Source organism: uncultured Methylobacterium sp. (assembly GCF_964244095.1).
GTDB lineage: Bacteria > Pseudomonadota > Alphaproteobacteria > Rhizobiales > Beijerinckiaceae > Methylobacterium.
Genome location: NZ_CAXTHR010000040.1, coordinates 18,266 through 30,449, shown reverse-complemented (window position 1 = coordinate 30,449; position 12,184 = coordinate 18,266). Strand labels below are relative to the sequence as shown.

Below are 12,184 nucleotides of genomic sequence, written 5' to 3'. Positions count from 1 at the left end.
GTCGAGGAGGCCAAGACCGCCGAGACCGAGCTCGACGTCGTCGAGGGCATGCAGTTCGACCGCGGCTACCTCTCCCCGTACTTCATCACGAACGCGGAGAAGATGGTCGCCGAGCTCGAGGACCCCTACATCCTCATCCACGAGAAGAAGCTCTCCTCGCTCCAGGCGATGCTGCCGGTGCTCGAGGCCGTGGTGCAGACCGGCAAGCCGCTGGTGATCGTGGCCGAGGACGTCGAGGGCGAGGCGCTGGCCACCCTCGTGGTCAACAAGCTGCGCGGCGGCCTCAAGGTCGCGGCCGTCAAGGCGCCGGGCTTCGGCGATCGCCGCAAGGCGATGCTCGAGGACATCGCGATCCTGACGCAGGGGCAGATGATCGCCGAGGATCTCGGCATCAAGCTCGAGAACGTGACGCTCCCGATGCTCGGCCGCGCCAAGCGCATCCGCATCGAGAAGGAGACCACCACGATCATCGACGGCTCGGGCGAGAAGGCCGACATCGAGGCCCGCGTCGGCCAGATCAAGGCGCAGATCGAGGAGACCACCTCGGACTACGACAAGGAGAAGCTCCAGGAGCGTCTCGCCAAGCTTGCCGGCGGCGTCGCGGTGATCCGCGTCGGCGGGGCGACCGAGGTCGAGGTCAAGGAGAAGAAGGACCGCGTCGACGACGCCCTCAACGCCACCCGCGCGGCGGTCGAGGAAGGCATCGTGCCGGGCGGCGGCGTCGCCCTGCTCCTCGCCCGCACCGCGGTGCGGGCGGTCCACAGCGACAACCCGGACGTGCAGGCCGGCATCAAGATCGTGCTGAAGGCGCTCGAAGCTCCCATCCGCCAGATCGCCGCCAATTCCGGCGTCGAGGGCTCGATCGTCGTCGGACGCATCACCGACAAGGCCAGCGACGTCTACGGCTTCAACGCCCAGACGGAAGAGTACGTCGACATGATCCAGGCCGGCATCGTCGACCCGGCCAAGGTGGTGCGCACGGCGCTGCAGGACGCGGCCTCGGTCGCGGGCCTGCTCGTCACCACCGAGGCGATGATCGCCGACGCTCCGAAGAAGGAGTCCGGTGGCGGCATGCCCGGCGGCGGCGGCATGGGCGGCATGGGCGGCGGCATGGACTTCTAGGTCCTCGCCATCCTCGAAGGACTGGGAGAGGGGTCGCCGCGAGGCGGCCCCTCTTTCGTGCGTCGGCGGGGGTCGCGGTGCTCGGCCCCCTGATTCATCCCTTCGCCTTGCGCCCTTTCGGCGCCGGCGCGTCGTGGTCCTTGCCGTCCCAGGTGGCGGCGAAGGGGCGGCTCGCGAGCGCGCGGCCGGCCTTCGGCTTCTTCTCGGCCGCAGGCTTCTCCGCCTTGGCCGGTTTCGCCTTCTCGGCCGGAGGTTCGTCGGCCGCGAGACCGCCGAGGCGGCGCCGGTGCCACTCGGCCGGCGCCGTCTTCAGGTCCGGATGGTTCTTGTCGAGCCGCGCGACCAGCGCCTTCGCCTCGGCGTCGGCCAGGCCGTCGACGATGAGCGCGAACGTCTCGGCCCCGAGGATGCCGCGGATGCGGCGCAGGCCCGCCAGCGGCAGGGACTTGGCCTTCAACTGCTTCACCACCAGGGTGCGGCCGGTCCTGGCGATCTCGGCGCGGATGTCGGGGAAGGCGTCGGGCGACGCGGCCAGCGCCTTCAGGACGGCGTAGCCGTCGACGTCAAGAGCCATGGAGAATCCCCTTCACTTCCTCGACGAGCGGAATCAGCACGTTCGAGACATGGACACCGTATTTCGCCGAGAAGGTCGGCGCATCCGCGTTCGGCACGAGGGCGTCGGCCAGCGCCGCCGCCTGCGGGATGCGCGTGCGCAGCAGCCTGAAGCCGGCATCCTCGGCCTCGGCCTCGGCGGTCAGGCGCTCCAGCGTCTCCCGATGCTGGCGGACGTGCTGCTGGTAGCGGGTGACGAGGACGTGAGGCGCGCTCTTCGGCGCGAGCCGGCTGCCCTGCTTCGACGAGCGCCGCCAGATCGTCTCGACGAAGGCGTTCAGCCCGTAGGTCGAGAGGAAGTCGGGGATCGAGGTGACGAGCACGAGGTCGGCGCCGCGCACCACGATCTCGGTCATCGGCGAGATGCCCGGCGCGCAGTCGAGCAGGATGTAGTCGAAGCTGTCGGTCAAGGGCACGAAGTCGTCCTGGAACACCTTCCAGAGCCGGCCCTCGATGGCGTGCATCGAGTATTTCTGGCCCGTCAGCTCGTAGATGATCTCGCGTTCGACCATGCGCAGGTACGGGCCCGACGGCAGCAGCGACAGCGACAGCGGCTCGCCCTTGTGCGTCGTCAGGCTGACCTGCCCGTGGATGCGGGCGGCAAGCAGCGGCTTCTGCTTCATGATGAGCTTCAGCGCGAGATAGGCTTCGAGCGTCCGGCCCTTCTCGATCATCGCGGCGAGCAGTTCGTCGCCCGCGAGGCAGACCGAGACGCTGGCCTGCGGGTCGAGATCGACGACGAGCACCCGCGCGCCGTCGGCGGCGAGTGCTTCCGCCAGCATCACCACCGTCGTGGTCTTGCCGACGCCGCCCTTCATGTTGGCGACCGCGATCAGCTTGCCCGTCATCCGCACGAACCCTTCACGGCCGTCTCCAGCCTGCTTCGATGCGCGGCCGATAGGCGCGACTCCAGGAACCCGTCGATCACCGCCGGCAGCGTCGGCCGGCGCCGCGGGTCGATCAGGATCTCGCCCGCCTCCGGATGCCCGGGGTCGCGCAGGCGGATCAGGCCGACGCCGTGGGCCTCGCACTGGGACGCGATCTCGGCAAGCCTCGCCTCGGCTTTCGAGCCTTCCGGCAGGTGCCAGACGAGATGGCCGAAATGGGTGAAGCGCGTCTGCGCCAGGGCCTCGTGCACCGCCTGCACCGTGCCCCCCGCCTCGGTCTTCAACTCGAAGGAATGCACGTCCACCTGCGCGCCCGGCAGCAGCCGGAAGCGCATCGCCGAGACGAGGATGAAGTCCGGCCGCGACCATTGCCCCGACCACGGCCCCCTGCCGATCACCGAGGTGTCCTGGACGAGGCAGAGCGCATCGCCGAGATCGAGGCCCGCGCGGAACGGGCCTTCGAGATACGCCTTCAGCGGGCTCATCAGCCGGCTCTCGGCCCAGGGTTCGGCGACCGCCTCGGCCGCAGCGTCGGCCGCCGGAACCGGCATCGGATCGATCGACAGGAAGACCTGGCCGCCCTGGCCGCGCAGCCGCCCGATGCGGCGCTGTGCGAGCAGGCGGTCGCGGGCGGAGAAGTACGCCTCCGCCGCGACCGGCCGCTCGCAGGCGCGCCCGAGCATCGCGCGCATCACCCGGTTCAGGACGGGCGTGCCGTCCGCGGGCAGAAGCGCGAGCAGGCGGGCGTCGAGCGGATCGGTCGGGGGTGTCGGCATGCGGGAGCGCGATCTCGCAGGCGTGTGCGGTCGCCGCGACCGGCTGCCGAGGCGGAACCTAAAGTGGTCGTGACGGACGGCAAGCATGGCGCGCCGACATTCCCGCCGGCGCCCGTCCACGCCCGCCTACGGAGACCGCCATCCGGCGACATCCCGGACCGACTCAGCCCGCCCGGCGGTTGCAGCGGACGTAGGAGGCGCTGCCCTTGCCGCTCGTCCAGGTCAGGCGGTCGCCGTCGACGACGAGGCGGACCTGGGAGGACCAGCGGCGGCCGCGGTCGCTGCAATCGGCGGCCATGACCCAGGTGTTGCCGCTGCGGCGGCCGTCGTGGAAGCTGCAGATCGTCCGGCCGGCGCTGGCGCGCTCCGGCGTGATGGTCGCCGGGATGTAGCCGCGGCGGCGGGAGCGGGCACCGCAGGCGGCCTCGTTCGGCCCCCAGGTGCCGACATACTCGGCCCGCTCGATCCGGGGTGCGGGTGCGGGCGCCGGCGGCGGCGCGGGGATGATGGCCGGAGCGCCGGGCTCGGCCGCGGGGCGCCCGACCGAAGCCGCCGGCGCGCCGGGGGCATAGGCCACGCTCTGCACGCCGACCGGATGCGGCATCGGCGGGAAGCCGAAGGCGGGCGCCTCGGGCACGACGGCGGTGCTGGGGGGCCGGAACGGCATGTCCTCGGTGAGGAACGTGGCGCTGTAGCCGAACAGGGCGCCCCAGCCCGCGGCGAGGACGATGAACAACGCGACCCAGGACTTCGAGCCGTTGCGGGCCGTGCCGCCGCCCGCCTCCGCCGGGCTCGCCGCCTGGCCCGCATCGAGCCCCCCCGCCATCGCCATCGCTCGATCCTCCCCGCGGGCCGCGCTCAGCGGCCGAAGCCGCCCCTGAGCAACGGCGCCGTGCGGCTGCGCTTTCTCCCGCGCACCCGCTCGGCCGCTCCGTTCGCCCGCGCCGCATGGTTCGGCCGCGCCGCGTGCGCCACCCCGTGCCCGCCATGGGGCTCGCAGCGCGGCGCCGGGGCGTGGCGGGCGGCATGGACGATCGAGGGGCCTGACATCGGTCGCGGTCCTGCGGGTTCCCGTCGGCGAAGCGGGGCCGGATTCCGTCCGCCGCAGACGAAACCTTAACCCGTCCTGCGGGAACGGGAATCCTTAAACCGCGCGAATGCGGCAAGGCGGCGGCATTGGAGTCGTGGATGGGACACTTGCGCGACACCGGCGACGCGGCATCCGCACGCTGGCGGCCGCGCGCGTTAACTGCCATGCTTTGCCGCCCATCCGCTCCGGAGGGGTCACCGAGGCGCCCGATCCCCCCAGCGATGAGACGCATCGTCCTGGCCTTCCTGTTCGGCCTGATGCCGGGGCCGGCCGCCGCGCAGATCCGGCAGGCGACGCCGCGGATCGCCTGCGCCGAGGCGATGGACGTGGTCAGGCGCGGCGGCGACGTGATGATCGCCGTCGGGGCCGGCCAGCCCGAGCGCATCGTGCGCGACCGCAGCTACTGCGACATCTCGGAGATCGCCGAGCTGCGCTTCGTCCCCACCCGCGACAACCCGCAATGCCCGATCGGCTATCGCTGCCGCGAGCCGGGCTTCGAGGAATGGAACTGGTAGCGGCGCGGCCGCCGCGCGATCCCGCCGCGGGTTGATCGGGCTGCGGCTCCGGTGCCACGATCTCGCCACGAGCCACGGTCACTCCCGCGCAAACCGTCCTCGCAGGCGGGGCCGACACCTCGGAACTTACGGGAGACGCGCGTGGCCGCACTTCGAAGCGGGCTCGGCTGGCAGGCCGTCCTGACGGCGCTCGTCGCCCTCGCCCTGCTGGCGGCGCCCGGCGTGCCCGCGCCGCCGCTCTACGTATCGCTCGCCGGCTTCGTCATGGCCGGCATCCTGCTGGCCTCGGCCAAGCTCTCGGCCTACCTGAAGGTCTTCGTCTCGGTCTACGGGATCGGGTTTCTGTTCCTGGCCGGCACCAAGGCGCTCGCAGCGACGAGCCTGCTGCCGCCGAGCCTGGCGGCCCTCCTGCCGCCGGCCTTCGCCGCCACCGGCGCGGTGGTCTTCGCCGGCCTCGTGCTCGGCATCTCCCACCTCCAGCCGATCCGCGCGATCACGCTGATTGCCGACCCCTACTTCGCGAGCCGCGAGGCGCCGACGCCCGAGATCGGCCCGTTCCGGTTCTTCGGCGACACCGAGGGCAAGGTCGGGCAGCGGCTGGTCGCGCTCTCGATCTTCGTCACCTTCGCGCAGGTGGCGCTGCAACTGCGCCTGAACTTCTGGTTCCGCGACCTGTTCAACGCGCTCCAGGAGTACGATTCCGCCGCGTTCTGGTACCAGCTCGTCTGGATCTTCGCGCCGCTCGCCACCGTCTGGGTGGTGGTCGGCATGTTCGACACCTTCGTCGATGCAGCCCTCCACCTGCGCTGGCGCACGTGGCTCACCCGCAGCTTCTACGAGCGTTGGCTCGACGGCGGCACGCATTACCGCGTCCCGTTCACCGGTGAGCACGCGGACAACCCGGACCAGCGCATCCAGAGCGACGTCAACCTGTTCATCTCGCAGACGACGACGCTGTCGATCCGCCTGCTGTCGCAGGCCGCGACCCTGGTGTCGTTCATGGTCATCCTGTGGGGCCTGTCGCGGGACTTCGTGCTGCCGTTCACCGACACGGTCGTGCCGGGCTTCCTCGTCTGGCTCGTCGTCGGCTACGCCGTGGTCGGCACGTGGCTGACCCATCTGATCGGCCGCCCGCTGATCGGGCTCGACTTCCGGCAGGAGAAGGTCGAGGCCGACTTCCGCTTCTCGCTCGCCCGAAGCCGGGTGTACTCGGAGCAGATCGCGCTCCTGCGCGGCGAGCGCGCCGAGAACGTGCGCCTCAAGAGCCTGTTCGGGCAGATCATCGACAACTACCTCGGGATCATCTACCGGCGGATCAAGCTCGGCAGCTTCACCCTGTCCTACAGTCAGATCAGCGTGGTGTTCCCCTATATCCTGGCAGCACCGAGCTACTTCTTGAAGAAGATCACGCTGGGCCAGTTCCAGCAGACCGGCGACGCCTTCTCCAGCGTGCAGTCGTCACTGTCGTTCTTCATCAATTCTTACGTCACGATCGCGGCCTACAAGGCCAACACCAACCGTCTCGCCTCGTTCAAGCGGGCGATGACCAAGGCCGAGGCGTTCTCCGCCGCGACCGACGGCCTCGCGCAGGGCAACGCCACCGCGGGCGACGTCACCGGCACCGGCCTGACGCTCGGCCTGCCGGACGGCCGCACCATCGTGACGACCGACAGCCTCGCCCTGCGCAAGGGCGCGGCGACGCTCGTCACCGGTCCGTCGGGATCGGGCAAGTCAACGCTGTTTCGCGCGATCGCCGGCATCTGGCCGTTCGGCAAGGGCCGCATCGACGTGCCGGCGGGGCAGTCGGCCCTGGTACTGCCGCAGCGCCCCTACATCCCGCTGGGCACGCTGCGCGGCGCCGTGGCCTACCCGAACACCACCGACCAGTTCCCGGACGCGGCGATCCGCGAGGCGCTGGTCGCCGCGCAACTGCCGGCGCTCGTCGACCGCCTCGACGAGGTCGATGCCTGGGACCAGCGCCTGTCCGGCGGCGAGCAGCAGCGGCTCGCCATCGCCCGGGCGGTGCTGGCCAAGCCCGAATGGCTGTTTCTCGACGAAGCGACCGCCGCGCTGGACGAGGCGAGCGAGGCCGGCATCTACCGGATGCTGCGCGATCGCCTGCCCGGCACCACCATCGTCTCGATCGGCCACCGCTCGACCCTGCACGCGCATCACCAGCGCCGGATCGAGATGCAGCCCGAGGGCGACGGCCGCTTCAGCCCGCGCGAACGCCGCGAAGCCGTGCCCGCGCAGTAGAGATCACACGCCGTCCGGGCCGCGTCGTGGGGCCATGACGGACCCTAATCGTCGCCGATGCGGACAGTCTTCGGTGCATCCGGAGCAGCGCCCGGCCGGTGGATTGCGGTGCAACACGATCTTGCACCGCACACGTCATGCTCAAGCCTCGAACCTCTCCTTGCCTGCACTTCCCGACCGCGAAACCTCGGGAACCATGAGATACAAACCCCGTTGGAAGGGAGTTGATGAATTGGAGGGACGCATGAGAAAGCTTTCGATGCTCACCGGCGCCGGCGCCATCCTGCTGATGTCCTCGGTCGCCTTCGCCGCACCCTGCGCCACCGGGACGACGGTCAAGGGCGCCGCGGATGCGAGCAAGAGCTCGACGGTCGATCCGAAGGCGACGGCCAACGCCAGCCCGGGCGCCAAGGGTGGCGAGTCGCCCGGCACCGTCGGCGCGATGAACAATGCGGGCGCTGCCGCGACGACGGCGACTTCGCCGAGCGACGTGCAGCAGCAGTCCCAGGGCAAGCCCACGGCAGCCCAGCAGGCGTCGAAGGGCGACGATTGCTGATCGATCCGCCGGTCTGACTCGAAAACCAGCCCGCCCGGCATCCGCCGCGGCGGGCTTCGCGTTTTCAGCCCGTCCGTAGGGCGCAGGCCGCCTCGGCCGCCCTTCGGATCGCGGCGACGTCCGGCGGGCCGGGCCTCACCACCCAGCTTCCGCCGACGCAGAGCACCGCCTCGATCGCCAGCCAATCCGGAGCGGTGGTCTCGGAGATGCCGCCGGTCGGGCAGAACCGGACTTGGCCGAACGGCGCGGCGAGCGCCTTCAACGCCTTGATCCCGCCCGAGGCCTCGGCGGGGAAGAACTTGAACCGGTCGAGGCCGTGGTCGAGCCCGCGCATGATGTCGGCGGCGTTCGCCACGCCCGGCAGGTAGGGGATGCCCCGCGCGAGCGCGGCCTCGGTCAGCGGCGCCGTCAGGCCCGGGCTGACGATGAAGCGGGCGCCCGCCGCGATCGCTGCGTCGAGGTCGCGGGCGTTCAGCACCGTACCCGCCCCGACCACGGCGCCCTCGACGCGCGCCATGGCGCGGATCACGTCGAGCGCCGCGGGCGTGCGCAGGGTGACCTCCAGCGCCGTCAGGCCGCCAGCGACCAGGGCGCGTGCGATCGGCTCGGCATGCTCGGCCTCCTCGATCACCAGGACGGGAATCACGGGGACGGAGCGCATCAGGGCGTCGATGCCGGTCATCGCATGGTCCTTTCCCGAGGCCGTCAGAGGCCGGCGGCGGAGAGCATGGCGGACGCGCCCTGCTCCGCCCCGTCGGCACCGTTGCGCATGAAAGCGAACAGCTCGCGCCCGGTGCCGGATGCGGGCAGGGGCGGCACCGCCTCCGCGCGGGCGGCGAGTTCGGCATCGTCCACGAGCACCTGAAGCAGCCCCTCCTCGGCGCTCAGGCGAACAATGTCGCCGTCGCGAATCCTGGCGATCGGGCCGCCGCCCAGCGCCTCGGGGCTGAGATGGATCGCCGCCGGCACCTTGCCCGACGCCCCCGACATCCGCCCGTCGGTGACCAGCGCGACCTTGTGGCCGCGGTCCTGCAGCACGCCGAGCTGCGGCGTCAGCTTGTGCAGTTCCGGCATCCCGTTGGCGCGCGGGCCCTGGAAGCGCACCACGACGACCACGTCCCGCTCGAGTTCGCCCGCCGCGAAGGCCTTGAGCACGTCGTCCTGATCGTCGAACACCCGGGCCGGCGCCTGGATCGTGCGGCGATGCTCCTCGACGGCGCTGGTCTTGAACGTGGCGCGGCCGAGGTTGCCCGTCACGAGGCGCATGCCGCCATCGGCCTGGAACGGCGCGGCGGGCTTCCGCAGCATCGTGTCGTCGAGGCTGTCGGCGACCGCATCCGCGAAGACGAGGTCGTCGCCCGACAGCTTCGGATCGCGGGCATGGTCGCGCAGACGCCCGCCGGAGACGGTCAGGATGTCGTCGTGCAGCAGGCCCGCATCGATCAGGCTCGCCATGACGAAGCTCATGCCCCCGGCGGCGTGGAACTGGTTCACGTCGCCCGAGCCGTTCGGGTAGACGCGGGCGATCAGCGGCACGACCGCCGAGAGCCTGTCGAAATCCTCCCAGTCGAGCGCGATCCCGGCGGCGCGCGCCATCGCCGGCAGGTGGATCGCGTGGTTGGTCGACCCGCCCGTGGCGAGCAGGCCGACGACGGCGTTGACGATCGCCTTCTCGTCGACGCAGCGGCCGAGCGGCCGGTAGTCGTTGCCGGACGCTCCGATCTCGGTGAGCCGGTGGATCGCGGCGCGCGTCACCGCCTGCCGTAGCTTGGTGCCGGGATTGATGAACGAGGCGCCGGGCATGTGCAGGCCCATCACGTCCATCATCATCTGGTTGGAGTTGGCGGTGCCGTAGAAGGTGCAGGTGCCGGCCCCGTGGTAGGAGGCGGACTCGGATTCCAGCAGCTCCTCGCGCCCGACCTTGCCCTCGGCGTAGAGCTGGCGGATGCGCTGCTTCTCCTTGTTGGCGATGCCCGAGGGCATCGGGCCGGCCGGGATCAGGATCGTCGGCAGGTGGCCGAAGCGCAGCGCGCCGATCAGGAGGCCCGGCACGATCTTGTCGCAGATGCCGAGCAGCGCCGCCCCGTCGAACATGCCGTGGCTCAGGGCCACCGCCGTCGAGAGCGCGATCGTATCGCGCGAGAACAGCGACAGCTCCATGCCGCGCTGCCCTTGCGTGACGCCGTCGCACATCGCCGGCGTGCCGCCCGCGACCTGCGCGGTGGCGCCGACTTCGCGGGCGAACAGCTTGATCTGCTCGGGGTAGCGCCCATAGGGCTGATGCGCCGACAGCATGTCGTTGTAGGCGGTGACGATGCCGACGTTCATGGTCCGGCCGGCGCGGATCGCCGCCTTGTCCTCGCCGGAGGCCGCAAACCCGTGGGCGAGGTTGCCGCAGGCCAGCGTCGGGCGGTGCACGCCGCCGTCGCGCTCCCGCGCGATCAGGGCGAGGTAGGCCGTCCGCGTCGCGCGCGACCGCTCGACCACGCGGGCCGTCACCGCCGCGACCACCGGATGCATCTGTCTCATCGCATGCCCTCTCGCCGCACCGGGCGGCGCGCGTCAAGGCCGGCGCGCCCGCCCCCGATGGAGGTCCGTCCTCGTCGTAGCGCCCACGGGTGCCGCCGGACGGGCCGGGCTCAGTATTCCCAGAAGATCCGCTGCAACGCCTTGGTGTCGCTCGTCCTGGTCAGTGCCACCGCGGCCAGGATCTTGGCCTTCTGCGGGTTAAGGTCGTGGGCGACGACCCAATCGTAGGTGTCGTCGGGCTGCTCGGCGTTGCGCAGCACGAGGCCGTCCGGGACCCGCGACGAGCGGATGACGAGCGTGCCCTTGGCGCGGATGTCCTTCAACGTGTCGACGAGGTAGCCGGGCACCGAGCCGTTGCCGGTGCCGGCGTTGACGATCGCCTTGGCGCCGGCATCGACCGCGGCCTTGTAGGCGCCGGGGAACATGTTGCCCGAGCCGTAGACGATGGCGACCAGCGGCAGGCTGTCGATGGTGTCGATGTCGAACTCGGAGCTCTTGCCGTGGCGCTTGTCCAGCGTCCGGAAGAAGTAGGCCTTGCCCTCGACCACCATGCCGAGCGAGCCCCACTGGCTGAAGAAGGCGCTCGGCACGATGTTCGTGCGCTTGGTCGCGTCGCGGCCGGACTGGATCTGGTCGTTCATCGTGACCATCACGCCCTTGCCGACCGCGTCCCGGCTCGCCGCGACGGCGACCGCGTCGAGGAGGTTCAGCGCGCCGTCGGCCGAGATCGCGGTGGAGGGGCGCATCGAACCGACGACAACGATGGGCTTGTCGGTCCTCACGACGAGGTTCAGGAACAGCGCGGTCTCCTCCAGGGTGTCGGTGCCGTGGGTGATCACCACGCCGTCGACGTCGTCCTGCTTCGCGAGTTGCGACACGCGCTTGGCGAGCTGGACGAGTTGCGCGTCGGTGAAGCTCTCCGATGCGATCTGGAAGACCTGCTCGCCGCGGACGTTGGCGATCGCCGACATCTGCGGCACCGCGGCGATCAATTGCTCGACGCCGACCTTGGCCGCCTTGTAGGTCGCGCTGTTGGCGGCATCCGCGCCGGCCCCCGCGATGGTGCCGCCGGTCGCCAGGACCACGACGTTCGGCTTGCCGACCCGCGCCTCGACCGCGGCATCGGACATCTCGCGCGCCGGGGCGGGGCCGCCGGAGAGCGGCAGGCCCACTAGGAGAAGGGCCGCGAGCGCGGCGCGCCGGCTGGATCTGACAGGACGCATGGACAATCCTCCGTGGGCGCGCGGCGGCTTCATGGTAGGCCGACCGGCGGGTGAGGCAAGAACTCTGGCCAAGGCTCAAGGACTCTGGCCAAGGCAAGAAAGAAGCCGTGCCCGGCCGTGAGCGCGGACGGAGCCCGATGGTCGTGTACACGTTCGCTGCGGACCCGCCGAACGAAACGATGGACAAAGGACCATGACGGAACACGACGATGAGCCGCTCGATACCGTGTCGCGCCTCTACGCGAAGATGGTGGCGATGGAGATCGTGATGGGCGTGCTGATCGGGCGCCTGTCGGAGGAGGACCCGGAGGTGCGCGAGGACGTCAAGCGCGACGTCGCGGTGCTCCTGGCGGACCTGCCGATCGACGGGCGCAGCGAGGAGCTGATCGCCGCCGAGGTTCGGCGGGCAGCCGACGCCCTGACGAGCGTCAGGATCGCCTGAGCGCGCCCCGGACGTCGCCGCCGGGAGCGCGACGCCGGACCCGGAGCATCGACCGGCATCCTGGTGCGGACGGCGGGACTCGAACCCGCACGGCCTTGCGGCCGCAAGATTTTAAGTCTCGTGCGTCTACCGGTTCCGCCACGTCCGCCCGAGCGAGAGCGGTAGCCGCGGGGGCG

13 protein-coding genes and 1 tRNA gene are annotated in these 12,184 nt (G+C 70.9%); 5 read left to right on the top strand and 9 right to left on the bottom strand.

What is annotated here, in order from left to right; all coding sequences use genetic code 11:
• On the top strand, window positions 1-1,122 hold a 1,122-nt coding region (gene groEL, locus ACFE86_RS08925; protein ID WP_375454975.1), incomplete at its 5' end, for a chaperonin GroEL.
• Between the two features lie 94 nt (window positions 1,123-1,216).
• On the opposite strand, the gene ACFE86_RS08920 is transcribed toward groEL, so the two are convergent.
• The 5 genes from ACFE86_RS08920 to ACFE86_RS08900 form a co-directional block, all read right to left on the bottom strand.
• A complete protein-coding gene (locus ACFE86_RS08920; protein ID WP_375454974.1) occupies window positions 1,217-1,696 on the bottom strand; it encodes a hypothetical protein in 480 nt (159 codons plus the stop codon).
• Window positions 1,686-2,582, bottom strand: coding sequence for a ParA family protein (locus tag ACFE86_RS08915; RefSeq protein ID WP_375454973.1), 897 nt, complete (start codon window positions 2,580-2,582; stop codon window positions 1,686-1,688). The genes ACFE86_RS08920 and ACFE86_RS08915 overlap by 11 nt, the downstream gene beginning before the upstream one ends.
• Window positions 2,579-3,397, bottom strand: coding sequence for a hypothetical protein (locus tag ACFE86_RS08910; protein ID WP_375454972.1), 819 nt, complete (start codon window positions 3,395-3,397; stop codon window positions 2,579-2,581). The genes ACFE86_RS08915 and ACFE86_RS08910 overlap by 4 nt, the downstream gene beginning before the upstream one ends.
• 163 nt (window positions 3,398-3,560) lie before the next feature.
• Entirely contained in the window at window positions 3,561-4,229 is a 669-nt protein-coding gene (locus ACFE86_RS08905) for a peptidase inhibitor family I36 protein (protein WP_375454971.1), read from the bottom strand.
• 26 nt (window positions 4,230-4,255) lie between these two features.
• Window positions 4,256-4,447, bottom strand: a complete 192-nt coding sequence (locus ACFE86_RS08900; RefSeq protein ID WP_375454970.1) for a hypothetical protein — start codon at window positions 4,445-4,447, stop codon at window positions 4,256-4,258.
• Window positions 4,448-4,708: 261 nt separating this feature from the next.
• On the opposite strand from ACFE86_RS08900, the gene ACFE86_RS08895 reads away from it, so the two are divergent.
• The 3 genes from ACFE86_RS08895 (at window position 4,709) to ACFE86_RS08885 (ending at window position 7,814) form a co-directional block, all read left to right on the top strand.
• On the top strand, window positions 4,709-5,002 hold the full coding sequence (locus ACFE86_RS08895; RefSeq protein WP_375454969.1) for a hypothetical protein: 294 nt from the start codon (window positions 4,709-4,711) through the stop codon (window positions 5,000-5,002).
• A 141-nt stretch (window positions 5,003-5,143) separates the two neighbouring features.
• Entirely contained in the window at window positions 5,144-7,258 is a 2,115-nt protein-coding gene (locus tag ACFE86_RS08890) for an ABC transporter ATP-binding protein/permease (RefSeq protein ID WP_375454968.1), read from the top strand.
• A gap of 244 nt (window positions 7,259-7,502) precedes the next feature.
• Window positions 7,503-7,814, top strand: coding sequence for a hypothetical protein (locus ACFE86_RS08885; protein ID WP_375454967.1), 312 nt, complete (start codon window positions 7,503-7,505; stop codon window positions 7,812-7,814).
• A 64-nt stretch (window positions 7,815-7,878) separates the two neighbouring features.
• On the opposite strand, the gene eda is transcribed toward ACFE86_RS08885, so the two are convergent.
• The 3 genes from eda to ACFE86_RS08870 all read right to left on the bottom strand — a co-directional run bounded on the left by eda (window position 7,879) and on the right by ACFE86_RS08870 (window position 11,566).
• Window positions 7,879-8,496, bottom strand: coding sequence for a bifunctional 4-hydroxy-2-oxoglutarate aldolase/2-dehydro-3-deoxy-phosphogluconate aldolase (gene eda, locus ACFE86_RS08880; RefSeq protein ID WP_375454966.1), 618 nt, complete (start codon window positions 8,494-8,496; stop codon window positions 7,879-7,881).
• A gap of 23 nt (window positions 8,497-8,519) precedes the next feature.
• Window positions 8,520-10,343 carry a phosphogluconate dehydratase gene (gene edd / locus ACFE86_RS08875; RefSeq protein WP_375454965.1) on the bottom strand — a complete coding sequence of 608 codons (1,824 nt, stop codon included), beginning with the start codon at window positions 10,341-10,343 and terminating at the stop codon, window positions 8,520-8,522.
• 110 nt (window positions 10,344-10,453) lie between these two features.
• Entirely contained in the window at window positions 10,454-11,566 is a 1,113-nt protein-coding gene (locus ACFE86_RS08870) for an asparaginase (RefSeq protein ID WP_375454964.1), read from the bottom strand.
• 193 nt (window positions 11,567-11,759) lie between these two features.
• Between ACFE86_RS08870 and ACFE86_RS08865 the strand changes: the two genes are divergently transcribed.
• Window positions 11,760-12,008 carry a hypothetical protein gene (locus ACFE86_RS08865; protein ID WP_375454963.1) on the top strand — a complete coding sequence of 83 codons (249 nt, stop codon included), beginning with the start codon at window positions 11,760-11,762 and terminating at the stop codon, window positions 12,006-12,008.
• Between the two features lie 61 nt (window positions 12,009-12,069).
• Here ACFE86_RS08865 and ACFE86_RS08860 read toward each other — a convergent pair.
• Window positions 12,070-12,156, bottom strand: a tRNA-Leu gene (locus ACFE86_RS08860).
• Between the last annotated feature and the right edge of the window lie 28 nt (window positions 12,157-12,184).